Source organism: Lentzea sp. NPDC004782 (assembly GCF_040609115.1).
Lineage (GTDB): Bacteria > Actinomycetota > Actinomycetes > Mycobacteriales > Pseudonocardiaceae > Lentzea.
The window spans coordinates 1-25,021 of record NZ_JBEXJN010000092.1; the positions used below are offsets into that span (position 1 = coordinate 1).

A 25,021-nucleotide genomic window follows, 5' to 3' on the forward strand; every position below is an offset into this window, starting at 1 on the left:
CGCGCCCGAGGTCGATGACGGGCGCCTTCATCCACTCCAGGTGGATGAAGGCGCCCTTCATCGAGCAAAGGCGACTAGGGCTCGTCCTGGTGGATGCGGCGGTGCAGTGACTCCATCCGTTCGTCGAGCTGCGCCGCGATCATCGCCGACGACATCAGCTCGTCCACGAAGTCCGCGGGCGGGCTGTCGTCGTACTTGTAGAACAGCTTGTGCTCCAGCGTCGCCCAGAAGTCCATGGCGATCGTCCGCAGCTGCACCTCCACCTTCACGTGCTCGACCCGGTCCGACAGGAACACCGGGATGCGCACGATGAGGTGCAGGCTGCGGTAGCCGTTGGGCTTCGGCGACGCGATGTAGTCCTTGGTGCGCAGGATCTCCACGTCGTGCTGACGCGCCAGCATCGCCGACACGCGGTACACGTCGGACACGAACGGGCAGATGACCCGCACCCCGGCGATGTCGTCCAGCACCTCGCCGATCGAGTCGACGTCGAGCGGCAACCCCTTGCGCCGCAGCTTCTCCAGGATGCCCTCGGGCTTCTTGACGCGGTTGGTGATGTGCTCGATCGGGTCGTGCCGGTGGACCGAGTCGAACTCCTCGCTGAGGATGCGGAGCTTCGTCATGAGCTCCTCGATCGCGAACTTGTAGACGAGCAACCGCCGTTCGAGGTCGCGAAGAAGGCTCAGGTCGTCGGCCAGGTCGGTCACGACACCCAGGGTACTGACCAGCCGCCGGTCAGAACTGCGCGACCGCCTCCGGGGCGTAGCCGTAGAAGCCGGGCAGGCCGCCGGTGTGGAGGAACACGACGGGCACCTCGCTGGCCGGCGCCAGGCGCCGGAACGCCACCGCGGCCTTGCCCGTGTAGACCGGGTCGAGGATGACGCCCTCGGTCTCCGCGAAGAGCTTCAGGACGTGCCACATGTCCTGGGTCGGCACGCCGTACCCCGGCCCGATCGTGTCGTCGGTGACCGTGACGTGGGCGAGCTTCGGGGTTTCGGCCTTGAGCAGCTCGGCGGCGTCGCCGGCCAGCTGCCGCAACTCGTTCTGCGCGTCCTCCTTCGCGTGGGAGACGCTCGCCGCGTGGACGGTGCCGGGCCAGCCGAGCAGCTCGGTGCCGAGCGCGATGCCCGCCGCCGTGGCGCCGCTGCCCTGGGGGACGACGACGGTGGCGTTGTCGACGCCGCGCTCGTGGAGCTGGTCGACCAGCTCGACCGCGGCCGCGACGTAACCGAGCGTGCCCAGGCCGTTCGAGCCGCCGACGGGCAGCGTCACGGCCCTTTCGTGGTTGACGCTCTCGTAGACCTGCACGGTCTCCTCGGCGTCCGCGCAGACGTGCACGTTCGCACCGAACATGTGGTCCAGCACGACGTTGCCGGACCTCTCGTACGCCTCGCCGGCCATCGGCACCTTGGCGGTGAGGACCAGCTCGCACCGCAGGCCGAGCTTGGCGCACGCGGCCGCGGTCTGGCGGCCGTGGTTGGTCTGCAGCGCACCGAACGTGATGACCGTGTCCGCGCCCTGCTCGAGCGCCTGGCCGAGCAGGAACTCGAGCTTGCGCAGCTTGTTGCCGCCCGCGCCGAGGCCGTTGACGTCGTCGCGCTTGATCAGCACGGGCGGGCCGCCGAGCGCGGCCGCGAGCCTCGGGGCGTCCTCCAGCGGGGTCGGCCAGCTGCCCAGGGTGACTCGGGGGAACGCGCTCAGATCCATGCGGGCGAGCTTAGGGGCTACATCGCCCGTCCGAACTCGGCGTAGTGCGTGGAACCGCTCTCAAGCGCGCTGAGCGCCAGGCTGAGCCGCCGGTGCAGCGACGGGTAGATCCTGGGCCTGGCCTCTTCGAGCGTGAGGTACACGACGCCCTCCAGCTCTTCGTCGTGCGCGGTGGCGTTGTCGATCACGCCGCCGTCGAACACGAACTGGTGGCAGTCGCGCCACACGCCGTTGCGGGGTGTCCAGTCCACGACGAGCAGCGGTCCCAGTTCGACGTCGAGGCCGAGCTCCTCGCGGAGCTCGCGGATCGTCGCCGCCTTCGGGGACTCGTCGGCCTCCGTCATGCCGCCCGGGATGTCCAGCACGGCCTTGTACGTAGGCACCACGAAGAGCACACGTCCGGTGGAATCACGGATCAGCGCGCCGCCGGCGGAGGGCTTGGCAGGACGCCGGGACGCGATGCCGGGCTCGTACTCGGGCTCGGCCGGGCCCTCGTCGAGGACGTCGGCGGCGAAGGAGGCGGGGTCTCCCGCGTGCAGTGCGGACACCAGTTGATGATCACACCAAGGGGTGAATCCCGCACGGGCGGTGCGGTGATTCGCGCCTGGTGGGCCGACGTGCCGACGATGACGGACTGCAACCAAACGACCAGGGAGTACGCTGGGGGTTGTAACTCCGTGCGATCAATCGCCGATGTCCACGGCAACATCGGTGGAGGTGACGCCAATGGGGGCAACCGGTGCCGCCAAGCGCAGACGCGACGGTAGATCGGCCCCGTGGTCGGTGGTCGGGCTGACGGTCGTGTTCGTCGTGGTGGCCCAGGTCCAGTTCGCCATCGCGATCGCGGAATCGGTCTGGTGGCCGGCCGCGGTCGGGGCGGTGCTGCTGGCCGCGGCGGTCGCGTTCGTGAAGACGGCGCGCAGGCTGCGTTGGGACGACAGCGACCCGTACGAGGCACCGCCTGAGGTGGCCAAGCCGCTTCCGGCCGTGTACGAGCACCACGTCGACGCCGACGGAAGCCTCGCTCGCGCGGTCGGCGACGTGGTGCACGCGTCCAGGCGCTGGCGGGCCTGACGGCTGCGCAGCGGAGGCCGGGCCCTGGCGGTGTGGCCCGGTCATCTCGTCCTGTCCTGGACAATTGAGCCATGCCGACGTCGCGACAGTGGCTCGAAGTGCGCGCTCACCTGCTCGAACACCGCCACGCGCTCGCGCTCAAGGCCGCGGGGGAGTACCCGGACGTGCCCAAGGTCGCGGGCACGCCGTTGCTGACCGCCCCGCACTGGACGCCGGCCGAACCGGTGCCGCTGGCGGACCTGTCGTTGTCGTTGGAGACCTCCGCCGAGTTCCCCGCCTTCCCGTCCGGCCTGCTCCCGGACGGCTTCCGCAGCTACTCCGCCGCGATGGCCGCGCTCGCCGCGCCGGCGGTGTTCGAGAACCGCGAGACCTACCGGCTGCTCGGCTTCACCGACCGGCACCTGACGTTCGGCCTCGGCTCGTACTTCGACGGCATCGACGTGGGCGAGGCCTGCGCGCACGAGTACGCGGCCCGCGAGCTCGGCCACACCGGCGAACTGTCGCTGCGTGCCGCGGTCGGCGATCCGTGCGACCCGGCGAACCGCCCGGCCAACGTCGCCGTCAGCACGTTGACCATCCGCCACGACTCGGCGACCGGCGACGCGACGTTCTTCCTGCACTGGCGCGACCCGAAGCGCGTCGGACACGCGGGCGGCATGTACCAGGTGCTGCCGGTCGGGGTGTTCCAGTCGGCCGGTGACGGCGACTTCTCGTTGTGGCACAGCATGATCCGCGAGTTCGCCGAGGAACTGCTCGGCGTGCCGGAGATCCACGGCGCCGACTACGCGAACTGGCCGTTCGCGCGGGAGCTGACCGCGGCGGCCCGCGTGTCGTACCTCGGCATGGGGGTCGACCCGCTGACGTTCGCCACGGACATGCTGACCGTGGCGGTGATCGAGGCCGAACGGTTCGACGCGCTCTTCGGCGACCTGGTGTCGCACAACGACGAGGGTCGTGTCCTCAAAGGACTTCCGTTCACCGCCGAGAACGTGGAGCGCTTCGTCCACCGCGAACCGACGCAGGCGGCGGGGGCGGCGTTGCTGTCGCTGGCGTGGCAGCACCGGGAGTCGCTGCTCTGAAGGGGTTGGGCAGGTACGCCCACTCGGTCGTGCGCGGGTCGAGCCGCATCAGCGTCAACGGCTTGGCGGGCAACGGATCCCGCAGCAGCGCGGACCGGTCCGGCGTGTTCGGGACCGCCTTCGCCACCGCCTGCCACAGCTCGTCCGCCGGGGCGTCGAGCGCACCGACCAGGCCGGTCATCGCGGTCGCGAAGAACGTGGCGAACGTCTTGGCGCGCAACGCCTCCCGGTCGGCGTGCAGGCGTTCGGGCAGATCCGGGCGCGGGCTGACGCGGATGTCGGCCAGGTCGCGGTAGATCAACCGGCGCGGCCGTCCGTGCACCAGGCCCACCAGCAGGTTCTGCTCGTGCGCCTCCAACGCCACCCCGCGGGCGAGCAGGGTCAGCAACGGCGGCACAGCGAGGTTCGCGAACTCCGCGAGCCACTCGACCGGGTCACCGAGCTGCCGGATCGGGGGAGGACCGCCCTCGACCGGGCGTGCGGTCAGGGCGGCCAGCGGCAGCAGGGTCTCGTTCTCGCGCGGAGCGGGCTTGTCGCGCAGGATCACGCCGAGCCTCCGGTCGGGCTCGCCGTTCGTGAGCACCGCGGCCGAAGCGCGGTTGTGCTGCAGTTCGACGCCCTCGACGACGCCGGCGAGGAACTCGGAGACGGCCGTGGCCGTCGCGATCGAGCCGGCGGAGATGTCCCGCACGGCCGAGGTGATCTGGGCGCTCAGCGTCGTCTTGACGTGCCAGCTCCCGGCCGACAGGGTCCGCAGCGCCATCAGCGGGACGGCGTCCAGCGTGCCGGCGCTCGGGACGTTCAGGCGGTCGGCCTGCCACGGGTGCACGGGGAGCAGGATCTCCCGGCCGTCCCTCAGCTCGTCCGGCCAGTCGCCGAACACCACGTGGTCCGCGGCCGGGTGCAGGCGCAGGGCGACCGCAGGCCGGTGTTCGGGTCCGTACGCGAGGTGGTCTCGCGCCGTGAACCCGGTGCGGTTGCGGCAGCACGGGTGCAGCGGGTGGCCGTCGACCACGCTCTGCTCGTGCTCCTCCAGCGACCGTTCGAGGAACGGCGTGGTCAGCGGGCTCGTGGTGCGGGACAGCGCCAGCCCGGCCACGCTGTGGGCGACCTCGGCGGTGAGGTTCTCCGAGTTCGGCCAGCGCGACGCGGTGAGGAGGTCGACGGGGTGCTCGGCGTCCACGGTGCTGCTGAACTGCGGCAACGGCTCGATCGCGAGGGCGCGGCGCAGGCGTGCGAGAACGGCCGCGCGGGCTGCGGGCAGGGCCGCGAGGAACCGCTCGGCGCGCTCGCCGCCCAGGGCTTCGGCGAATTCGGTCTCGACCGGCGTCTGAGTCAGAATGACCTGATCCTGACACATCGCCAGTAGGGAAGCGGACACCGGTGGAATCGACCCCTGATCCCGACGGCATCACCACGACCGCGCTGCTCAACTGCCTGCGGCGCGAGGTCGGTCAGGTCAACCCGGACGGCACGATCCGCCTGCCGCGGACCGGCGTCCTGCTGCGCGCGCGGCAGGGCCGGTGGCCGTCCGATCCCGAGATCTTCACCGGATCGTGGCACTCCCTGCCGTGGCACGAGCTCGCGGTGCTCATCACCAAGGAGCTCGGTGACCCGCCGGTCGGTTTCCTCGACGAGATCGCGGGCTCGCGGTCGGCCATCGCGGCGATCCTCGGGGCGCGCCCCGCGCCACCCGCCGACCTCTACCAGCGCTCGGAGCAGGCGCTGGTCGCCGGGCACCGCTACCACCCCGCGCCGAAGGGCCGCGGCGGCCTGCCCGCGGAACAGTGGCTGCCGTACGCGCCCGAGGTGCACGCGAGCTTTTCCTTGGCGCACCTGGAAGGTTCGTTCGTCGACGACGGTGACGTCCCGTTGCCCGCCGGGGTGCTGCCGGCGCATCCGTGGCAGCTTTCGTTGCTGGGCATCTCCGGTGAGGTCGCTGATCATCCCGTGTGGCCGACCTCTTCGGTGCGCACGGTGTACGACCCGGCCGCCGACCTGTTCTACAAGTTCAGCCTCGACGTGCAGATCACCAACGACGTCCGCCGGCTGTGGGCGCACGACCTGCGCTGGATCCCGCCGCTCGCACGGGTGCTGAGACCGGTGTTCGACGACATCGCCTCGGCCTACCCCGGCACGGCGTTCCTGATCGACCGCGGCTACCGGACGTCGCCGGAGGCCTTCGAGGGCCTCGCGGTCGTGGTGCGTGACGGCGTGCGGCGCCACACGTTGCCCGGCGTGACGCCGTTGCTGGCGGCCGGGATCAGCGAGGGTTTCGAGGGAAACCCGTTGGACGGCTTGAGCTCCGCCGACTCCCTGCGGTGGTTCCGGCAGTACGTCTCGGTGGTCGTTCCGCCGGTGCTGCACGCGTTCTTCGCGCACGGTGTCGTGATGGAGTGCCATCTGCAGAACGTGCTGGTGGGTGTGGACGGGTCGGGCATGCCGGTGCAGGCGTTCTACCGCGACCACGAGGGCATGCGGTTGCTGCCGAGGCACGCGGCTTTGCTGTCCGAAGTGGACGGTGGTGGTGGCTCGCGCGGTGTCTCCGAGGCGAAGGGCTGGGAGCGGCTGCAGTACTGCCTCGTCGTGAACCACCTGATGGAGATCGCCGGCGCGGTGCTGTCGCGGCACCCCGAGCTGGACGTGTGGGCGGAGGCGCGGGACGTCTTCCGCGCGTTCGGATCGTTCACACTGCTGAACTCGTTGCTGGAGAGCCCGTCCGTGCCGGCGAAGGCGAACCTGCTGCTGCGGTGGACGCGTGCGGAGGGTGCCGCGAGCCGGTACGTCGACTGCCCGAATCCCTTGTACCGGAACCAGCCCATTTCGTTGACGCCGCTTTCGCACCGCCAATAGCGTGCGGGGCATGACACGGCTGCCTGCGTTGCTCGTGCTGATCTCGGCGATGGTCGTTGGCGCACCGGCGGCATCGGCCTACGTGCCCCCTGTCGTCCGCACCGCGACAAGCCTCGACGCGAACTGGCGCTTCCTGCGCGCCGACGCCGCGGGAGCCGAGGCACCGGCGTTCGACGACTCGTCCTGGACCGCGGTGAGCGTTCCGCACACGTGGAACGCCTTCGACGGCCAGGACGGCGGCTCGAACTACTACCGGGGAATCGGCTGGTACCGCAAGCACTTCACGCCGTCCGCCGCGCTCGCGGGCCGACGCCTGTGGCTGCAGTTCGACGGCGTGAACCAGGTGGCGGACGTGTGGGTGAACGGCGTCCGGCTGGGTCAGCACCGCGGCGGGTTCGCGGCCTTCCGGTTCGACGCGACCTCGGCGCTGAAGCTGAACCAGGACAACGTGATCGCGGTGAAGGTCGACAACAGCGCGGCCGCCGACGTGGCGCCGCTGTCCGCCGACTTCACCTTCTTCGGCGGCATCTACCGCGGTGTGTCGCTGATCGGGCTGGACCCGCTCGGCGTGCGCATGGGCGACTACGGCGGCCCCGGCGTCTACCTGCGGCAGCGCGCGTTGACCGACGCGTCCGACACGGCCACCTGGACGCTGAACTGACCGCCGGCCGGAAGTTGCTGGGGTCGATGAAGGGCGCCTTCATCGACCCCAGGTGGATGAAGGAGCCCTTCATCGACGACGGGCGCGGGGCGGGTCAGCCGTTGTAAGCGGAGAAGATCCGGGCGAACTCGTAGGGCTGCTGCGAGATGTTGGTGCAGCGGTACAACGCACCGTTGCACGCGTTGGCATCCCGTCCCTGCTCCCAGAACGAGAGCATGCCCAGGTGCACCGAGCTCGCGAAGCTCACCAGCGCCCGCGCGTCCTTCTGGTAGAAGATCTCGTTCTGCGAGTCGTTCACGCCCAGCATCGGCGTGACCCCGATCTTCTTCCACGCGGCCGAGTCCGACAGCCCGTAGACCGACCTGACCTGGGCCTGCGTGGCCTTCGCCGCCGCGATCGCCTTGGCACCCTGGTCGCCGGCACCCTGGTAGTAGTCCATCGCCATGATGTTGACCAGGTCCAGGTTCACCCCGGCGCTCTTGGCCGACTGCACCACGTTCACGCCGTCGGCCGTCAGCCCGTTCGGCAGCACCGGCAGCGTCAGCGAGATCTTCAGGCCGGGATTGCGGTCCTGCAGGATCTTCAGGGCCTGCGACCGCCGCTGGACGGTCGTGGGGTCGGCGACCGCGGCGCCCTCGATGTCGAAGTCGACGTACTTCAGGGAGTACGCCTTCACGACGGCGTCGTACTCGTTCGCCAACGTGGTCGGCGTGGTGCAGTAGTACGCCAGCTCGATGCCGGACGCGCCACCGAAGGAGATCTTCACGTCACCACCGGCCGCCCGCAGCTTCTGAATCTCCTCCTTCTGCCAGCCGGTCCTGGGGTCGTAGGCACCGAACCAGCTGGCCTTGCAGCCGTACGAGGTGACGAAGCCGAGCGTGAAGCTCTTGACGCCACCCTTGCTCGCCATCTCGGACAACACGGGCGTGGGCCACGCACCCATGTCGACGTAGGGGGCGACCGACGACGCCGTCGCCGCCTGACTCGTGCCGGCCGGCAGCGCCATCGCCACCATCGCGGCGACCATGCCGATCTTGAGCAGCTTGTTCCGCATGACGAACCTCCTCAGGGCAGGGGTGAGGCGGGGCCAATATTGGTATAGACCATCAGCTCGACGATGGCCAGACCGGAGTTGCTTTCCGGTGTGGAAAAGCCGGAAAGCTCCTGATATGCACCTTCCGCTGCTCCCACGCGCCGTAACCGCTGGCGCGGGTGTACTCCTCCACCATCTCCAGGCCCTTGTTCGGCCAGGTGCGGATGAGCGCCAACGGGCCGCGCAACGGGTGGTCGGCGTCGGTGATCGCGTAGTGGACGTGCGACGCCACCGCGGCCCGCGCCTCGGCGGCTTGCGTGACGAGCACTTCCTTGACGTGCACGGCTTCCGCCTCCGAGATGCCGACGATCTCGTAGTCCTTGTCGCCGCGGCTCACGTCCTCCCGCACCCAGCTGATCGACCAGTCGTCGCGGTACTCGCTGAACTGCTCTCGTGCTCGTGCCTCCGCTCCTGCCAGGTGCGGAGGAGGCATGCCACCGGGCGCGGGTGGGCGGCGAGTTGGCCAGCGCGGTCAGCTGACCAGGTAGCAGGACTTCACCACTCCGAAGACCGGATCTGTGCCGAACGCCTCGTTGGTGCAAGGAGCCTGGCCGGCGAACGTCCTGTACGCGTAGGACCCGTTGCGTCCAAAAGCGACGGTCTGCGTGCCGGTGAAGGAACAGGTGCCGTTCTCGGTCGCGCATTCCCTCGTGAAGCCGGAGGGCTTGCCCGTCCAGGTGTAGCAGGACTTCACGACCCCGTAGAGCGGGTCGGTGCCGAACGTGCCGAGCCCGCACTTGGCGGTGCCGTCCGACTTCGCGGACCAGTAGGAACCGTTGCCACCGAACGCCTGCGTGCCCGCGACCCGGCACGTGGAACCCTCGTCCGCGCACTTCTCCCACGCGCCCGCCGGTGCGTCCGGCAGCACGTAGCAGGACTTCGCGACCCCCGGTAGGGGAGAGGAACCGAACGCGGTGGTGGTGCAGTCGGCCGTACCGTTGACGGTCATGAACCGGAACGCGCCGTTGGCACCGAAGGCGACGGTGTGCCTGCCGTCGACTCGGCACTGGCCGCCTTCGGAGGCGCACCTGGTGGCTCCGGCGGGTCCGCCCGCGGGCGCGAGGTGGCAGGACTTGAACACGTCCGGCACGGGGTCCTTGCCGAAAGTGGCGTTGTCACAGGTGATCGGGCCGCTGATGGTCCGGTACTCGTGGGTGCCCGCGCCGAACGCGACCACCCGGGTGCCGTTCGGCGTGCAGGTCTGGCCTTCGGCCGCGCAGAGCACGTAGCCGGGTGGCAGCCCGCCGGGCAGCACGGCGACGTCGAACGACTCCGGCCGGGTGACGCCGGTCGCGGTGATCGCGTAGGTGCCGCCCGCGGCACCGGTGAGGTAGACGTGGCCGCCGTCGGCCGAGCCGCCGGACAGGCCCGCGCCGGGCTGGAACTTCCCGTCGCTCCACACCGTCGCGCCGTTCACGGTGATCTTGACGGACGCGGAACCGTAGGTGGGAACGCCGATCCGCCCGGTCGTGCCGACCGGCGCGGTGAGGGTCGAGGTGAACGTGCCGGGTGCGTAGTCCCAGCTGCCCTTCACCGCGCCCTTCGGCGTGGTGATGTTGCCTTCCACGTGGGTGAGGTCACCGAGGTGCGGCACGAAGTCGTAGTGCGTGGCGTCACCGGGGTTCAGCCCCAGCACGAAGAACGTCAGCGCGCTGGTCGGGCCGGTCGCCCAGCCGTGCGCGGCGCTCATGTACGAGTCGTAGTACGGAGATCCGTCGAAGAAGAAGCTTTCCCAGAAGGTGCTGTTGGTGCCGTTCGGGGAGTTGAGCATGTAACCCCACTCGCGGCGCATCAACGCCAGCGCGTCGGTGTCGTTGCCGGCCATGAGCTGCGCGGTGAGCTCCATCGACCCGGTGAACGTGCCGATCAGGCCGGAGTACTCCGGTGTGACAGCACCGATGTCGGTCCAGTTCGCGGTGAGCGTCCTGGCGATGGAGACGTTCTTCGCGGGGCTGTCGGTGAGCCCGAACCAGACGGCCATCGAGTTGCCGTCCTGCGGGTGCACTTCGGACTCCGGGGTGTCGCGGTACAGGCCGGTCGCGGGGTTCCACAGCGCGGCGTTGACCGCGGCCTTCACCGAACCGGCCCGTTGCCGCCAGGCGTTCGCGTTCGCGGTGTCGCCCACCGCGTCCGCGAGGGTGGCGCCGGTGGTGAGTGCCTCGTACAGCAGTGCGTTGGCGGTGATCCGGTGCCCAGGACCCGCCGGACGGCCCCAGTCGGCCACGTCCGAGACGTTCAGCAGCCCGGTGCCGTCGACCTTGCCCAGGCTGTAGGCCATCGCCCTGGTGTACTTCGGCCAGATGTTCCCCACCCAGGCCGTGTCACCGGTGTAGCGGTGGTAGAACGCCGTGCCCACCAACGTCCACAGGTGATAGGTGTCCGAGAGGTAGGTGTTGCTCGCGCTGTCCTTGGCGCCGATCTCCGGCCCCGCGTACGGGAGCATGCCGTCGGACGTCCGCTGCATCCCGTAGAGCACTTCGAGGGCGTTGCGCGAGGACTCCGTGTCGTTGAGCGAGGCGTACGCGGTCGGCAGCGAGACGCCGAGATCGCCCGGCCACACCGTGCGGTCGCGCTTCGCCCCGTCGACCAGGACGCTCGTGCCGCCGCTGACGACGGCGGAGTTCTGCCAGCCGGGTTTCGGCGCGTTCCTCGTCCTCCCGGTGCTGGGCGCGATCGTGTTGGTCTGCACCGTGTACGCGCCCGCGTACCAGAGCTTGTTGAGCAGCTCGTCGTCGGAGTGGAAGTAGTTCGGGTAGTCGCGCGGGTCGGCCCGGTTGGGGTCCGGCGTGAAGCGCAACGTCACGTTGTCGATGTCGACCCAGCCGTCACCGTCGAGAAACAGGGTCAGATAACGGAATCCGCCGCGCAGCTTCTCCGCGGGCATCGTGTACGGACCGCCGGCGGGGGCGTAGATCGCGCCGTCCGGACTGGTGGTGAAGTCCTGGTTGCTCAGATCGCTGTCGGTACCGGCGTACCGCGCCGTCTCGGAGAACGCGAGGCCGACCCGCTGGCCGGTGTCGCTCGCCCCCGCGAACCCCAGGGAGATCAGCCCGCCGACCTCCTTGCCGAAGTCCAGCACCACGGAGGAGTTGCGGCCGGACAGCCGGGCCGGGCCACCGGTGACGAGGTTTCCCGGCGCGGTCACGGTGCCGGTCGTCCTCAGCACCGAGATGGGCTTCAGCGTCCGTGACGCCGGTGCGAAGTTGGCGGGATCCGACGCGGCGGGCGATGCCGCGGCGTCCGGTGCGGTGATCGAGGCCAGCGCCAGCACGCCGATCGCCAGTCCACGCGAAAGCTTCACGTCTTCCCCCCAGGGCTGGTCAGGCACCCACCCCGCACCTCGAGGTGGGTAGCCCTGCGTGGGACGCGTTCCTGGGCCTCACCAGGCAGGAACGCCGACCGCACCGACTGTACTCAACCCCCAGATGAGTACGCTGAGCAATCTAGCGGCCCATCACGCATGGCTGTCAAGTAAAGTTTAATGAACACGGAGTGGTCTCGGTCACCGCGGTCCGGGGCGTCGCAGTGGGGAGGGGATTCGTGCCGACTGCAGGCGAACGGCGCAGCCTGGCGCGGGCGTTGTCCACGCTGATCGAGAAGAAGGCGCAGCGCGACGGTCCGGACAGCGTCGCCGACCAGGTGATCGGCGAGCACATCGGCAAGTCGCGCACCACGGTGTGGAAGCTGCGCACGGGCCAGGAGACCAACCCGAAGATCGAGACGCTGGAAGCGCTGGCGCGGTTCTTCGGCGTGCGGGTGAGCTACTTCCTCGACGAGAACAGCGCGGCCGCGGCCGACGAACAGCTGGACTCGCTGCAGGCGGCCCGGCGCTTGCAGCAGGTCGCCGAGCAGCACGGGGTGCGCGGCGTCAACGCCCGGCTCGGCAGCCTGTCCCCGAACAGCCTCGCGGCCGTCGCCAGGCTCATCGAGAAACTCGGCGAATCCGAAGAACAGGGACCCGCCACGCATGACCGAACCACGCCGTTCCAGCCCCCGAAGCCTGCACAGCCTCCGCAAGCGGATCGACCGTGAGCTGAACGAGCTGCGGTGGCCGGTGCCGTTCGACATCGGCGTCCTGCTCGACCAGATCGCGGCCCGGCGCGGCAAGCCCATCACGTTGTTCCCCGCGGAGCTGCCCGCCGACGGCCCCGGCGGTCTCGTCGTCGAACGGCGGGACGACCTGGTGATCGTGTTCGACGACCGGCTGCCGATGTTGCAGCAGGAGCACATCATCATGCACGAGGTCGCGCACGTCCTCTTCGGACACCGCGGCACCACGCTGGACGACCTCGGCGGCGCGGACGATCTGTCCGAACTGGACCCCGAGGTGGTCGAGAACGCCCAGCGGTTCGCGCGCAGGCACGGTTACTCGCAGCTGGAGGAGACCGAGGCCGAGGTCGCGGCGGCGTTGATGTGGCTGCGGGTCGGCGCGGCGCGCAGCATGATCCCGCCCCGCGTGCGGACACCCGAGATCGCGGAGGCCGACGAGCGCTTCCGTGCCGCGCTCACCCGTGCCAGGAGCCGCTGATGCCGATCATCATCGCGATCCTGCTCACCACGGTGCTGTCGCTGGGGTACATGGTGCGCTCGCTGGTGCTCAGCCCCGCGAACCACGCGTTGCGCGCGGCCTGCGGGGCGATGCTCGCCATGGCCGTGGCGATCGCGCTGGGCGCGGTCACCTCGGGTGCGCACCTGATCCATCCGATGAGCCCGGTCAAGTGGTCGATCTCCGTGGTGCAGCACGCGTTCACCATGAGCAGCCTCTACCTGATCATGCTGTTCTTCCTGTTCTCGGTGCACCCGGCGCCGGCGGCCACCCGGCTCGCCAAGCGGCACGGCGCGGTGCTGCTGGCCGGGATCGGGGTCATGACGGCGTTCGCGACCATGGCCACCCCCGACGACTACTCCGCCGGATTCGTCGCCCACTACGCCGAGGCACCGTTCTCGTCGGTGTACCTCGCGATCTACGCGGCCTATCTCGGGGTGATGGTCCTGACCGTCGCGCTGCTGTCCGCGCGATGGTCCCGGCTGGCGAGCGACGTGTGGATCCGGCGCGGCATGGCCGTCGGTGCCGTCGGTTGCGCGGCCGGTGTCGTCTACAGCGCGATCAAGGTGACGTACACCCTTTTGCCGCGCTTCGGTATCACGCCGGCGGTCGGCGAGATGGTCCTCACCGGGCCGGTGATCCTCGTGGCCGTGCCGCTGGGAATCGTCGGCCTGACCGTGCCCGGTTGGGGACCGAGGCTCACCGCGCTGACCAGGTGGGTGCAGCGGTACCGGGCACATCACCAGCTGCACTCGCTGTGGGCGGCGCTGACCGGGCGCTTCCCGCACGTGACGATGGACCTCGGCGGCACGAGGCTCGGCCGCCGGTGGGACGACAAGTGGGCGCCGCACCCGCGTGAGATGGACCTCCGCCTGCACCTGAGGGTCGTCCAGATCTGGGACGCCCGCCGCGCGTTGACCGACTACTGCGACCCGGCCGAGTACGACCGGGCGCTGGCCGAGGCCGACCGCGCCGGTCTCACCGGCGACGAACGGGAGGCGTTCGCGGAGGCGGCGATGCTGACCGCCGCGCTCGACCGCACCGAGCGCGTCGAGCCCACCGGCCCGGTCCACGCGCCGCCCGCGGTGGAGGCCGACCTCGCCCGCAACGTGGCCTGGTTGCGGAAGGTCTCGCGGTTCGTCGCGGCTCAGCCGAGCTGACGGTGCGTGCTGTCGAAGAACACCAAGGGATCGTCCTCGTCGCGTTGCGCACACCAGCACGGGCTGCCGAACACCAGCACGTGATCGGCGACCTCGACGACCTGGCGCACGTCGCACACCGCCGCGGCCGTCGCGGCGTCCAGCACCGGGATGCCGAGCTGCGTGCCCCACGGCACGTCCGCGAACCGGTCGCCGCCCGTCGCGAACCGGGTGGCGAGACGGCGGTGCGCGAAGCCCAGCACGTTGACACCGAACGACTCCCGCCGCCTGATCGCCGCGAGGGTGCTGCTCCGCTGCGCCAGTGAGATCATCAGCAGCGGCGGGCGCAGGGAGATCGAGGTGAACGCGTTCACCGTGCAGCCGACCGGTTCCTGGCCCGCCGTGCTCGTGACCACCGCGATGCCGGTGGGCCAGGTCCGCATGAACGCCCGGAAGTCCGCGCCGGTGAGCGCGGGCTCAGCACGGGCAGTCATCGGTGGTCCACGAGCTCGGCCTCGCACATCCTCCGCCGCCGCAGCAGTTCCGGCTCGTCGGCGCCGGGCAGCACCAGTGCGCGGGAGTAGTCGTCGATGGCCTCGCGGAACCGGCCGGCTGCCTGGTGCACGAAACCCCTGTTGTACAAAAGGTCCGGGTTGGCGGTGTCGAGCTCGATGGCGATGGTGAGGTCCTCGACGGCCGCGTCCTGGTCACCGAGGACGTGGGCGAGAGCGGCGCGGCTGGCCCGTGCGGCCACGAGGTGGGCGTCGACGCGAAGCGCATGATCGAACTCCTGGGCCGCGAGGTCGAGATCGTCCGTCTCCATCGCGAGCAGGCCGCTCGCGTGCAACAGCCGTGCGTCTTCCGGGTGCACCCGCAGGCCTTCGTCGACGTGGGCGCGGGCGGTGTCGAGCGCGCCGGTGTCGATCAGGAGGCTGATCAGGTTGATCCGCGCGTCCAGCTGGTCCGGTTCCAGTTCGACCACATAGGACAGGTCGGTGATCGCGCCGTCCAGGTCGCCGAGCTCGGCCAGCAGGTCGGCGCGGTTGTAGTGCAGTTCGAGGAACGGCGCGGTCAGCGTCGTGGCCTTGGCGTAGTCCGCCAGCGCCCGCTCGGGTTCGCCCAGCTTGCGCCAGACGTCAGCGCGGTCGAAGTAGTAGTCGGGGTAGTTGGGGTCGACCTCGATCACCGCGTGGAGGTCGGCGAGCGCCTCCTCGACGCGGCCCAGCGCGACCAGCACCTTGGCCCTGTTGTTCAGCAGCACCGAGCGGTGCAGCTGGTGCTTGGCGGGGTCCAGTTCCGCGTCGAGCCGCCGCACGCCCTCGTTGACCAGGTCGAGCGAGCCCGGGAGGTTGCCGAGGTGCATCTCGACCAGGGCCTTGCCGTTGTTCTGGAACACCGTCTGGAACGTCCGCTGCTCGATGTCCGGCAGCAGCGACGCGATGGCGACGGCGTTGTTGAGCAACACCTTGGCCTGGTGGTGGTCCTTGTGCTCCGGCGGGTGGTGACGTGTGTAGAGCATCGCCATCGCGTAGGAGCAGAACAGGTGCACCATCGGAATCGTGTACCGCTCACGGAGTTCGTCGTAGTACGGCAGGCTTTCCAGACTGCGGTCGAGCGAGGCGAGCGCGGTGGTCATCTTCGTGGTGAGCAGCCAGTGGCGTTCCTGCTCCGCGAACGGGTCGGTGATGGCCCTGCCGCGCGGCACGATGTCCAGCAGCATGTGGTAGAAGCCCATGTCGAAGCAGTGGTTCGCGGCGTCGAGCATCGCGGTGCTGCCCGCCTGGGCCGGGTCGCTGCCGTGTTCGAGGTGGTACAGCAACGCACCCAGCCCGAGGCTGCTGTCGCCTCCGGCGAGCTCGGCGGCCCGTTCGTCGTGCAGCCGCGCGACGACGGCGGGGTCGGCGGTGGCGTACGCGGCGAGCAGCCGGGGGTCGTCGGAGGTGCAGTCGGAGTCGAGGAACGCCAGCAGCGCTTCCTCTTCGGTGCCGGTGAACTCGGGACGCTGCGGCGCGGTGGTCTGCCGCGCGTACCGGTGCAGCGAGGCCTTCAGCTCGTCGACGACGTCCTCGGTGCGGGTGGTGATCACGAACCGGAGCGGGCCGGAGCCGGCGCGCCGCACCGCGATGGCGGCGAACTCCTGGTCGGTGTGGTCGGCCTGGTCGAGGTTCGTGAACGCCAGCGTCAACGGGTCGTGGCCCGCCAGATCGGCGTACGAGCGCAGGAACTCGAAGATGCCGTGGGCGAGGCGGCGCGTGCGGTTCGCCGGGTAGATCCTCGTGCGCTCACTGGGAATCGCGAGCGACGTGAGGGTCTGCGGCCCGGCGCCGATCAGGCCGGACAGCTCGGGCGCGGCGGACAGGATCTCCAGCGCATGCCGCTCGACGAGGTCGGGCCACCTGGTGTGCGCGTCCGGCACCAGCGTGCGCAGCAGCGTGCCGACGCCGGTGTAGGGGCCGCGCAGTCTCCGATGGCAGTCGACCTCGGCGTCACCGAAGGCCTCGGCCCGCGGACCGATCCGCCACAGGTGCTCGCTCATGCTGCTTCCTTCCCCGATTCGCGGTCGCGGAGGGAGACCACGACCAGCAGGACGACCTGGATCACGATCAACAGCACGGACACGGCCGAGTCCCAGAAACCCGCGCCGCCCGAGGTGCCCTGTGCCAGCGCGGTCCACGTCCGGACCACGAACCCCACGACCACCGGCACGATCGCGGCGACGAGCGTCACCAGCAGGAACACGACGCCGGCGACGGTGACCAGCGCGAACCACGGCGCCACCCGCCGATCGCGCGGAGACCAGTCCTGATCGTCCGATGTGGACTTCCGCACGCCGGGCAGCCAGGCGAACTTCCCGCGCAGGTGGGCGGTGGTGGCCTCGTGCAGGTTCGTGCAGCCCAGCATCGTGGTGAAGACGAAGTAGAGATCGGTGCGCAGGAACACGTAGAACTGCCAGGCGAGCCGTAACACGATCATGTACGCGACGGCGAGACCCAAGCGCCCCACCAGGTTCGGCCCGGCCAGCGCGGCGACGACCGTCAGCAGACTGAACAGCAGCACGTCGGCGAGCATGCCCGCGAGGAACGGCAGGTACCGCTTGCGGCGCGGCACGCTGAGCAGACCGTCGAGCGCGGTCTGCACGACCAGGAAGTACAGCCGCCTGCCGATGCTGAGCTTGGACGGCAGGCCGAGCCTGCGCCCGGCGAGCACGTGGAAGCTCTCGTGCAGCAGGATCGCGGGAACCTGCGACAGCGTCAGCACCACCTGCACCGCGACGAGCGACGAGGTGAAGAAGACGTGGTCCGCGTGCGGGCGCAGCGCGGGCCTGAAGGCCAGCACGGCCAGCGCAGCCGCGATCAGCGCGGCGTAGGCTGCCCAGGCGACCGGTGAGAACACCGCGCGGCCGAGCCGTTGGAAGCGGACTTCCTCTTGCCGCACCGGGCTTTCGCCGTCCTCGCGGATGAACCGGAGCTCGTGCAACGCCGCGACGAAGTCCTCCATGTCGATGGCCTCGCCGAACTCGGTCCGGTACCAGTCGGCGGCTTCCGGCACCGGCATGCCCTCGGACAACCGGCGCAGGAGCGCGGCCCCGTCCTCCGGGAGCGTCGCGTAGGACTCGGCGTCGGGCCTGCCGACGGTGATCCCGTCGTGCTCCTCGACGAACGTCAGCGGGTGGAACTCAAGGCGGTGCACGGACATCGACGACTCCGAGAGGTCTGTGGTGGATGGCCGCTCACGGGCGACGCGGCGCGCGAGCGGCCATCCGCCCGGTTCATCAGCAACAAGGAGTGCAGTAGCCGGGTGCGGAAGTCGTGAGCTTGATGGAACCGTTCTTCCGGATCGCGATCTTCTTCATTCGAATCACCTCCGTCCCGCCGAGGCGTCGGCTGAACTCACCGTGTCAGCGGCGGGCGCCGTACGGCAGTGGGGATCCGGCCCCGGAATCCGGGCGGGCCGCCGGACGTGGAATGGGGGCACGCCCCCATGGCCGCCGCCGGGCCGGGCGTTGCACGGTGTGGGCATGCGAGACGACGCGCTTTCGATCATCGTGACCGGATCCAGCGCCGCACTGGGGATGCCGGGATATCTGACGTGGTTGCGGCAGGAGGTCGACCTGAGCCTGCGGGTCCTGCTGACGCACAACGCCGAACGGTTCCTGCGGCGCGAGGTCGCGGGCTGGTACGCGGACGAGGTGTGCGTGAGCGACGACCCGGACCTCAACCCCGTCGAGTTCGCCCGGCGGTCGCTGGGGATCGTCGTGCTGCCGGCCACCGCGAACACGCTGGCGGCCTGCGCTCTCGGCCTCGGTTCGTCCCCGGCCCAGACCGCGCTGCTGGCCGCCACCCGGCCCGCGTTGTTCTTCCCCGCCATGAACGAGGTCATGTGGGACAAACCGGTGACCCGCCGGCACGTCGAGACGCTGCGCGCGGACGGCCACACCGTGGTCGAACCGCAGCGGCGCCCGGTGTTCGAGCTGTGGCAGAAGGAGAACGTGCTGGGTATCGGCATGCCCGAGCCGGAGGAGGCGACCGAGCTGATCGTCGCCTGGCTGGAGGTCCTCCTCGACAGCGTCGTCGAGGAGGAGGACAGCGCGACGGAAGCCGTGCCGCTCACCGGATGACCGGTCACCCGGCGAGATCGCTCACGTGGTCGATGGCGAACCGGTGCAGCGACCTGCGGTCGTGCTCACCGGTCTTGGCGAGCAGGCTCGCGACGTGCTTCTCGGCCGTGCGCGGCGAGATGTAGAGCCGCCGGGCGATCTCGGTGTTGCCGAGCCGTTCGGCCAGCAGCCGCAGCACCTCGTTCTCCCGCGCCGTGATGCCGAGCACCCGCAACCGCGCGGGCACGTCGCTGGTGCCGTGACGGCGTTGCGACGCGGTCCACCCGGCGCGCCGCAGCAACGTGCGGCAGGCGTTCGTGACCGCGCTCATCTGGCCGATGTGGAAGTACTCCTCGGCCTCGCGCAACCAGCTCGCCGGGTCACCCCACCCGTCGGTCAGCGCGGCCTCCGCGACCAGCCGCAGACCGAGCCGGCGGGCCAGGGCGAACGGTTCGGCGACCCTGCTGTGCTCCGCCACGGCCTCGACCGCTTCCGCGTGGCGCCCGTGCCGTCCCGCCAGCACGGCCTCGGCCAGCAGGAGGAACTGGCGGTGCCACGCCCAGCCTGCGGCCGCTTCCGGTCGGTCCACGCGGTCGATCTCACCGTCGAGCGCTCCCATCAGGGTTCTCAGCCCGTGCGGCCAGGTCACGAGGTGATGCGCCGGGTTCCCGCTGCCGGCCCGCACGGCGAGATCGAGCGCGTCCACCGCTCGTCGCCGGTTCTCCTCGGCGAGGGCGCAGAATGTCTCGCAGATCGCTTGCACGCCAGGGGATGCGCTGCCGTCCAGTGACCGCACCGCGCGTTCCATCGCCGGCCGTTGCCCGCGGTGCGCGAACATCACCGCCTTGGCGATGATCACCTCGTTGGCCGCGTCCCGCAGGCCCAGCCGGGTCATCACGGGAAGACAGCGGTCGGCGAGCTCGGCGGCGAACACGAACTCGCCGCGCAGCACCGTCGTCAGGACCAGATCCGCCTGCAACAGGTGCCCTTCCAGCACCGCGCCCGCCTCGAACGCCCGTCCGCACGCCTGGCGCAGCCGGGTGTCGTCACCGGAGCGCAGGGTGTCGTTGAAACCGGACCGGGCGCGCGACCGCAACCGCATCGCCGGCAGCCGGTGCTGGTGCGCCAGCTCGGCCATCCGGCGGAAGTGCGCGTCCGACTCGGCCAGGTCCCGTTGCCGGGCAAGGACTCCGAGCAGCTCCAACGCCTCGCAGGCGACCAACGGCAACGTCGACCGCGCGGCCTCGGAAAGTGCGCGCAGCGCCGGTTCTCCCGCGCCCGTCAGATTCGCGGTGATCAGGTCGATTCGCGCGGTGAGCTCCGGCGCGGCATCAGGACGCAGCAGCGCGCGTGCGGTCTCCACCTCGTCGTTGCCCCGGGACCACAGGCGCGCCCGCACCGCCACCAGCGCCAGCGTCGTGTGCAGCACGGCCCGTCCCGGGTCGTCGAGGCCGAGGTCGTCGATGCTCGCGGCCAGGGCGAGAGCCTGCTCGACCTCGCCCGCCTCGGCGAGTGCGGTGAGCAGTGGTGCCAGTACCGCGATCGGCTCGCAGCAGTCCGTGGCCAGCTCCTGTGCCCGGCGCAGCAGCCGCACGGCCGTGGCCGCGTCGCCGTCGACGAGTGCCCGCCGTCCCGCGTCGACGAACAACCGCCGGGCGGCGTCGGCCTCACCGGCCGCGAGCCACAGGTCCGCGGCCACCGCGCACCACTCGCCGGGCAGGCCCGGCCAGCAGGTCTCCAGCGCCTCGGCCGCGCGCCGGGCGAGCTCCGCCCGTTCACCGGCGCCCGCCAGCTGCAGCAACGCGTGCGGGGTCAGCGCCTGCCGGAACGAGTACCGGTCGGCCGCGAGGTTGTCCGGCGTGACGAGCTGGTTCGCGACGGCGGGACGCAGCCTCCGCACCAGGTCCTGCCGGCTCAGGCCGCACGCGATCCGCAGCACCGGCAACGGAAACCGGCGTCCGAACACCGCCGCGACGGTGAGCAGCTCGGTGAGCTCGCAGCCGAGCCGGCGCACCCGTCCCGCGACGCTGTGCACGACCGCCTCCGGCACCGCGGTGTCCTGCTCATGGCCGGTGATCAGGTGGCCGAGCAGCTCCTCCGCGATGAACGGCACGCCCTCGCTGTCCCGGAACACCAGGTCCACGACCGCACTCGGTGCATCACCGAGACAGGAGACGACCAGATCGCGCACCTGGGACCGGTCCAGCCGGGCCGGTTCGACGACGGTGATGCCGCCGCGCCTGCCGCCCCGCACCAGCTCCAGCACCGGACTCCGCTCCTTCCTGGCGGTCGCGAGCACGGCCACCCGTCCGGTCAGGTTGTCGGCGAGGTAGTCGAGGATCGCCGCGGTGTCCGCGTCGGCGTCGTGCAGGTCTTCCAGGACCAGCACACATCCGGTGTCACGGCCGATCGCGCCCAGCAGTCGCAGGAGTCCTTCCGCCACCACGGGAAGTGCCTCGCCGTGGTCGAAAGCCGTGTTGTCGCGCCATTCCGGGGCGAACCGGGCGAGCGCGGGGCGGTAGGGCAGCAGCTCCGGGTCGGGCGGCACCCCGCTGTCCCTGGTGAGCGAGAGCAGCGCTTCGGACACCGACCGCAGTGGTGTGGCCGCGTCGGCCCGGCCGCGCAACACCCGCATCCCCAGTGAGACGGCGTGGTCCGCGGCCGCGGCGGTGAGCCGGGACTTCCCGATGCCCGGTTCGCCGAGCACGAGCGCGGTGCCGCCGTTCTCCACCACGGTCGTGAGCACCCGCAACTCCTCGTCGCGCCCGATCATCCGGGTCGAAGGCACTGTGAAGACTCCCATCGGCCGCCTTTCCGCCTTTCCTGGCACGGACATCGGCACGATCGGCTGTTCGCGTACACAACGGCGTATACGGCCTCATGTACGGACGGACGCTTCACTCCGATTGGGTGCGTACGAGTCGCGTTCCCGACCGTAGGCTCGAACCGTCGACAGTCCCCGGCGACGGTGGAGAGCGTGGGTGAGGCTTCGCATTCTCGGACCGGTCGAGATCGCCACCGGCCGCGGTCCCGCGTTGCCGGCGCGCCGGATGGCCAGGGTGCTGCTCGGCACGCTCGCTTTGCACGCCAACACCTTCGTACCGGCCGACCGGATCGTCGACGCCCTGTGGGGCGGATGCCCGCCGCGCTCCGCACGGATCAACCTGCGTTCGTACGTCAGCGATCTGCGCCGGTTGCTGCGGTCCGGTGGCAGGGACAGCACGCGAATCGAGACGGCGAACGGCGGCTACCTCCTCGCCGCCGAGCCGGACGACCTCGACGTGCTCGCGTTCACCGCCCTCGCGGAGGCGGGCCGCGACTGTCTCAGCCGCGGTGACTACGAACAGGCCGTCGAGCGGCTGACCTGTGCGGGCGAGCTGTGGCGTGGCCCGGTGCTCGACGGCGTACCGGTGCCGGAGGCGGTGCAGCCCACGGTCCGGATGCTGGAGGACCGCCGGGTCGACGCCATCGAGGACTGCGTGCAGGCACGTCTCGAGCTCGGCAGGCACGCCGGGCTCGCCGCCGAGCTGCGCGAGCTCACCGGGCGGTACGAGCTGCGGGAACGGTTGTGGGGCCAGCTGATGCTCGCGTTGTACCGCAGCGGCCGTCCGGGGGAGGCGATGCGCGCGTACGACCGGTTGCGGCGCGTGCTCGACGCGGAGCTGGGTGCCGACCCGAGCCGAGAGATCAAGCAGCTGTACCAACGGATTCTGCGCGACGACCCCCGGTTGGCCGGTCCCGCGCGGATCGCCGCCGTGCTGCCGCGCGCCACGCCCGTGCCGTGGCAGCTGCCACCGGACGCGGACCCGTTCGTCGGCAGGCAGGACGAGCTGCGCCGGCTGGACCACTTCACGGGCGCGGTCGCCGCCGTCGTCGGAACGGCAGGCGTGGGCAAGACCGCGCTGGCGGTGCACTGGGCGCACGGCGTGCGCAGCCGGTTCCCCGACGGCTGCCTGTACGTCGACCTGCGCGGCTACGGCCCGGAACCGCCGGTGCCGCCGGAGCAGGTGCTGGCCGGGTTCCTGCGGGTCCTCGGCGAACGCGCCACCCACATCGGGCACGAGACCGCGGAGCTGTCCGGCCGGTACCGGACGTTGCTCGCGGACCGGCGGATGCTGGTGGTGCTGGACAACGCGCGCGCGTCCGACCAGGTGCGGCCGCTGCTGCCGGGCACCGCGGGCTGCCTGGTCGTGGTGACCAGCCGCGACGACCTGGCCGGCCTGGTCGCCCGGGACGGCGCGCACCGCGTGCGGCTGGACCCGATGCCACCGGATCAGGCACGGGTCCTGCTCGGCAGGCTCGTCGCCGACCAGGAGGGCGCCGACGCGATCGTGGAACGGTGTGCCGGACTGCCGTTGGCCCTGCGCATCGTCGCCGAGCTCGCCGCCCAGCCCGGCACCTCACTCGCCGAGCTCGCCGACCGGCAGCACGACCTGGACGAGCTGGACGCGGGCGGCGACCCGAGCACCGCCGTCGTGGCGGTCTTCGACTGGTCCTACCGCGTGCTGCCTCCGCCGGCGGCAAGGGCCTTCGGTCTTCTCACCTGGCATCCGGGCGCCGTCTTCGACGAGTACGCGGCCGCCGCCCTGCTGGACACCACGCCCGCCGAGGCAGGCCGGCTGGTCGGCGTGCTGTGCCGCGCCCACCTGGTGCAACGCGCCGGCGCGGGCCGCTACCGCATCCACGACCTGCTCCGCGCCTACGGCAGGCGCCAACCGGCCACCGACGCCGTGGAAGCCGCGCTGACCCGGCTCTTCGACTACTACGTCCACGCCGCAACCGTTGCCGAGACAATGCTGCCGTTGGGCCGCGGCCGTCCACCTCACCCGGCCGCGTTCCAGACCCCACCGCTGCACGACCCGGTGCTCGCCGCGCACTGGCTCAACGCCGAACGGGCAAACCTGATCGCGGTCATCGCACACTGCGCAACGCACGGTTGGCACGTCCAGGCTTGCGAGCTTTCCCAGGCGTTGCGCCCCTACCTGGACCAGGGACGCCATCTCGCCGAAGCCCACACCGCCCACCGCCACGCCCTGCACGCGGCCCGCTGCCTCGACGACTCCGGCCGCATCGGCGCCGCGCTGAACAACCTCGGCTGCGTCTACCACCACCTGGGCCGCTACGCCGAGGCGATCGAGCACCTGGAAGGGGCGCTGGCGTTGCGCAGGCAGACCGGCGACCGCACCGGCGAGGCGAGAACCATCAACAACCTGGCAGGCGTGTACGGCCGACTCGGCCGGCACGCCGAAGCGGGCGAGGCCTACCGGCTGTCCCTGCACATCGCGCGCGAGACCGGCGACCTGGCGAGCGAGGCCATGGTGCTCGCCAACCTCGCGTTCGTGCACCTGCGACTCGGCCACTACCGGGAAGCCGTCGACTGCCACGAGCGCGCACTCGAACTGGCCGAACTGCTGGGCGACCGGATGCTGGAAAGCATCGAGCACAGCAACCTGGGCCTCGCGTACGCCCTCCTCGGCCGCTACCACGAGTCGGCACACTCGCTGCGCCACGCCGCCCGCCTGTGCCGTGAGCTCGGCGACCACCAGGGCGAGGCCTTCGTCTCCGGCAACCTGACCGTCCTGCACACCCGGCTCGGCAACCACTGGGTCGCCCGCCGCCACGCGGAACGCGCCCTCGCCGTGCACAGCGCGTCCGGTGACCTCGCGAGCGAGGCCGCGGTGCTCGGCTACCAGGGCGACCTGCTGCTGCGCATGGGCCTGCCCGCCCAGGCCCTGCACTCGTTCCGCCAGGCCCTGGCCCTCGACCGGCGCCTCGGCGAACGTTTCCAGGAAGCCCAGGCCCTCAACGGCATCGCCGCCGCCGCAACGGCCATGCGCCGCTTCGACCAGGCCGAACTGCACCACGACGCGGCGCTCGCGCTGGCCACCGCGATCGGTGACCGGTACGAACGGGCCCGTGCGCTCGACGGCATCGGGCACCTGCGGTGCGGGGCGGGGGAGGCGGGGGCGGCGGCTGCCCTGTGGGGCGAGGCGGCTGCCATCTACGCCGAGATCGGGGTGCCTGAGGCCGAACAGCTCAAGGCGCGGTTGCAGGCGATCACCGTGCCGGCCCGCCTTCCGTCCACAGTGGAATGACCGGTGGTGTCCCGGCCCTGATTGGCCGACGCGTTGGACAAGCACGACCTTTGACGTGGATGAAGGGCGCCTTCATCCACCTGAGGTCGATGAAGGCGCCCTTCATCGACGACGCAAGGGCTCCGGCGGGCAGGTGATCGAGCTGCCGTCCGCGGTGGAGTGACAACGGGTCGTCGC

The 25,021-nt window shown here is 70.7% G+C and carries 20 protein-coding genes; 9 read left to right on the forward strand and 11 right to left on the reverse strand.

Annotated features, from left to right (window positions below; all coding sequences use genetic code 11):
• Positions 1-74: 74 nt before the first annotated feature.
• From ABZV40_RS43160 to ABZV40_RS43170, 3 genes are read right to left on the reverse strand one after another with little or no spacing between them, the layout of a single operon-like run.
• Complete coding sequence (locus ABZV40_RS43160; protein WP_355455527.1) at positions 75-707, reverse strand: GTP pyrophosphokinase family protein; 633 nt, start codon at positions 705-707, stop codon at positions 75-77.
• Positions 708-735: 28 nt separating this feature from the next.
• On the reverse strand, positions 736-1,707 hold the full coding sequence (locus tag ABZV40_RS43165; protein WP_355455529.1) for a D-cysteine desulfhydrase family protein: 972 nt from the start codon (positions 1,705-1,707) through the stop codon (positions 736-738).
• A 17-nt stretch (positions 1,708-1,724) separates the two neighbouring features.
• On the reverse strand, positions 1,725-2,255 hold the full coding sequence (locus tag ABZV40_RS43170) for an NUDIX hydrolase (protein WP_355455531.1): 531 nt from the start codon (positions 2,253-2,255) through the stop codon (positions 1,725-1,727).
• Positions 2,256-2,433: 178 nt separating this feature from the next.
• Between ABZV40_RS43170 and ABZV40_RS43175 the strand changes: the two genes are divergently transcribed.
• Positions 2,434-2,781 carry a hypothetical protein gene (locus ABZV40_RS43175; protein ID WP_355455533.1) on the forward strand — a complete coding sequence of 116 codons (348 nt, stop codon included), beginning with the start codon at positions 2,434-2,436 and terminating at the stop codon, positions 2,779-2,781.
• A 71-nt stretch (positions 2,782-2,852) separates the two neighbouring features.
• A complete protein-coding gene (locus ABZV40_RS43180) occupies positions 2,853-3,860 on the forward strand; it encodes a hypothetical protein (protein WP_355455535.1) in 1,008 nt (335 codons plus the stop codon).
• Here ABZV40_RS43180 and ABZV40_RS43185 read toward each other — a convergent pair.
• Positions 3,757-5,220 carry an IucA/IucC family protein gene (locus tag ABZV40_RS43185; RefSeq protein WP_355455537.1) on the reverse strand — a complete coding sequence of 488 codons (1,464 nt, stop codon included), beginning with the start codon at positions 5,218-5,220 and terminating at the stop codon, positions 3,757-3,759. The genes ABZV40_RS43180 and ABZV40_RS43185 overlap by 104 nt on opposite strands.
• 23 nt (positions 5,221-5,243) lie before the next feature.
• Between ABZV40_RS43185 and ABZV40_RS43190 the strand changes: the two genes are divergently transcribed.
• Positions 5,244-6,713, forward strand: coding sequence for an IucA/IucC family C-terminal-domain containing protein (locus ABZV40_RS43190; protein WP_355455539.1), 1,470 nt, complete (start codon positions 5,244-5,246; stop codon positions 6,711-6,713).
• 10 nt (positions 6,714-6,723) lie between these two features.
• Positions 6,724-7,374: a sugar-binding domain-containing protein gene (locus tag ABZV40_RS43195; RefSeq protein WP_355455541.1), complete on the forward strand. Its 651-nt coding sequence runs from the start codon at positions 6,724-6,726 to the stop codon at positions 7,372-7,374.
• A gap of 94 nt (positions 7,375-7,468) precedes the next feature.
• On the opposite strand, the gene ABZV40_RS43200 is transcribed toward ABZV40_RS43195, so the two are convergent.
• From ABZV40_RS43200 to ABZV40_RS43210, 3 genes are read right to left on the reverse strand one after another with little or no spacing between them, the layout of a single operon-like run.
• Positions 7,469-8,428 carry a chitinase gene (locus tag ABZV40_RS43200; protein WP_355455543.1) on the reverse strand — a complete coding sequence of 320 codons (960 nt, stop codon included), beginning with the start codon at positions 8,426-8,428 and terminating at the stop codon, positions 7,469-7,471.
• 52 nt (positions 8,429-8,480) lie between these two features.
• On the reverse strand, positions 8,481-8,900 hold the full coding sequence (locus tag ABZV40_RS43205) for a hypothetical protein (protein ID WP_355455544.1): 420 nt from the start codon (positions 8,898-8,900) through the stop codon (positions 8,481-8,483).
• Positions 8,901-8,939: 39 nt separating this feature from the next.
• Entirely contained in the window at positions 8,940-11,768 is a 2,829-nt protein-coding gene (locus ABZV40_RS43210; protein WP_355455546.1) for a trehalase family glycosidase, read from the reverse strand.
• A gap of 239 nt (positions 11,769-12,007) precedes the next feature.
• Here ABZV40_RS43210 and ABZV40_RS43215 point away from each other — a divergent pair, with 239 nt between their 5' ends.
• Genes ABZV40_RS43215 through ABZV40_RS43225 form a run of 3 tightly spaced genes read left to right on the forward strand, consistent with a single transcriptional unit; the run spans position 12,008 to position 14,173 of the window.
• A complete protein-coding gene (locus ABZV40_RS43215; protein WP_355455547.1) occupies positions 12,008-12,499 on the forward strand; it encodes a helix-turn-helix transcriptional regulator in 492 nt (163 codons plus the stop codon).
• On the forward strand, positions 12,435-12,995 hold the full coding sequence (locus ABZV40_RS43220; protein WP_355455549.1) for a hypothetical protein: 561 nt from the start codon (positions 12,435-12,437) through the stop codon (positions 12,993-12,995). Before ABZV40_RS43215 ends, ABZV40_RS43220 begins: the two co-directional genes overlap by 65 nt.
• On the forward strand, positions 12,995-14,173 hold the full coding sequence (locus ABZV40_RS43225; RefSeq protein WP_355455551.1) for an MAB_1171c family putative transporter: 1,179 nt from the start codon (positions 12,995-12,997) through the stop codon (positions 14,171-14,173). The genes ABZV40_RS43220 and ABZV40_RS43225 overlap by 1 nt, the downstream gene beginning before the upstream one ends.
• Here ABZV40_RS43225 and ABZV40_RS43230 read toward each other — a convergent pair.
• The 3 genes from ABZV40_RS43230 to ABZV40_RS43240 are packed head-to-tail and all read right to left on the reverse strand — an operon-like array spanning position 14,161 to position 17,848.
• Positions 14,161-14,646, reverse strand: coding sequence for a flavin reductase family protein (locus ABZV40_RS43230; protein WP_355455553.1), 486 nt, complete (start codon positions 14,644-14,646; stop codon positions 14,161-14,163). The genes ABZV40_RS43225 and ABZV40_RS43230 overlap by 13 nt on opposite strands.
• Positions 14,643-16,688, reverse strand: a complete 2,046-nt coding sequence (locus ABZV40_RS43235) for a tetratricopeptide repeat protein (protein ID WP_355455555.1) — start codon at positions 16,686-16,688, stop codon at positions 14,643-14,645. Before ABZV40_RS43235 ends, ABZV40_RS43230 begins: the two co-directional genes overlap by 4 nt.
• Entirely contained in the window at positions 16,685-17,848 is a 1,164-nt protein-coding gene (locus ABZV40_RS43240) for a DUF3267 domain-containing protein (protein WP_355455557.1), read from the reverse strand. The genes ABZV40_RS43235 and ABZV40_RS43240 overlap by 4 nt, the downstream gene beginning before the upstream one ends.
• 322 nt (positions 17,849-18,170) lie before the next feature.
• On the opposite strand from ABZV40_RS43240, the gene ABZV40_RS43245 reads away from it, so the two are divergent.
• Positions 18,171-18,770 (forward strand): flavoprotein, encoded by a 600-nt coding sequence (locus ABZV40_RS43245; protein WP_355455559.1) that lies wholly within the window; start codon positions 18,171-18,173, stop codon positions 18,768-18,770.
• Positions 18,771-18,774: 4 nt separating this feature from the next.
• On the opposite strand, the gene ABZV40_RS43250 is transcribed toward ABZV40_RS43245, so the two are convergent.
• Positions 18,775-21,537 carry an AAA family ATPase gene (locus ABZV40_RS43250; protein ID WP_355455561.1) on the reverse strand — a complete coding sequence of 921 codons (2,763 nt, stop codon included), beginning with the start codon at positions 21,535-21,537 and terminating at the stop codon, positions 18,775-18,777.
• Between the two features lie 193 nt (positions 21,538-21,730).
• Here ABZV40_RS43250 and ABZV40_RS43255 point away from each other — a divergent pair, with 193 nt between their 5' ends.
• Entirely contained in the window at positions 21,731-24,844 is a 3,114-nt protein-coding gene (locus ABZV40_RS43255; protein WP_355455563.1) for a BTAD domain-containing putative transcriptional regulator, read from the forward strand.
• Positions 24,845-25,021 lie beyond the last annotated feature (177 nt).

Coding starts and splice junctions, on each gene's coding strand:
- ABZV40_RS43230 (WP_355455553.1), bottom strand. CDS start 14,646: ATGACTGCCCGTGCTGAGCCCGCGCTCACCGGCGCGGACTTCCGGGCG.
- ABZV40_RS43225 (WP_355455551.1), top strand. CDS start 12,995: ATGCCGATCATCATCGCGATCCTGCTCACCACGGTGCTGTCGCTGGGG.
- ABZV40_RS43205 (WP_355455544.1), bottom strand. CDS start 8,900: ATGCCTCCTCCGCACCTGGCAGGAGCGGAGGCACGAGCACGAGAGCAG.
- ABZV40_RS43185 (WP_355455537.1), bottom strand. CDS start 5,220: ATGTGTCAGGATCAGGTCATTCTGACTCAGACGCCGGTCGAGACCGAA.
- ABZV40_RS43200 (WP_355455543.1), bottom strand. CDS start 8,428: ATGCGGAACAAGCTGCTCAAGATCGGCATGGTCGCCGCGATGGTGGCG.
- ABZV40_RS43240 (WP_355455557.1), bottom strand. CDS start 17,848: ATGTCCGTGCACCGCCTTGAGTTCCACCCGCTGACGTTCGTCGAGGAG.
- ABZV40_RS43245 (WP_355455559.1), top strand. CDS start 18,171: ATGCGAGACGACGCGCTTTCGATCATCGTGACCGGATCCAGCGCCGCA.
- ABZV40_RS43235 (WP_355455555.1), bottom strand. CDS start 16,688: ATGAGCGAGCACCTGTGGCGGATCGGTCCGCGGGCCGAGGCCTTCGGT.
- ABZV40_RS43165 (WP_355455529.1), bottom strand. CDS start 1,707: ATGGATCTGAGCGCGTTCCCCCGAGTCACCCTGGGCAGCTGGCCGACC.
- ABZV40_RS43195 (WP_355455541.1), top strand. CDS start 6,724: ATGACACGGCTGCCTGCGTTGCTCGTGCTGATCTCGGCGATGGTCGTT.
- ABZV40_RS43180 (WP_355455535.1), top strand. CDS start 2,853: ATGCCGACGTCGCGACAGTGGCTCGAAGTGCGCGCTCACCTGCTCGAA.
- ABZV40_RS43175 (WP_355455533.1), top strand. CDS start 2,434: ATGGGGGCAACCGGTGCCGCCAAGCGCAGACGCGACGGTAGATCGGCC.
- ABZV40_RS43220 (WP_355455549.1), top strand. CDS start 12,435: ATGACCGAACCACGCCGTTCCAGCCCCCGAAGCCTGCACAGCCTCCGC.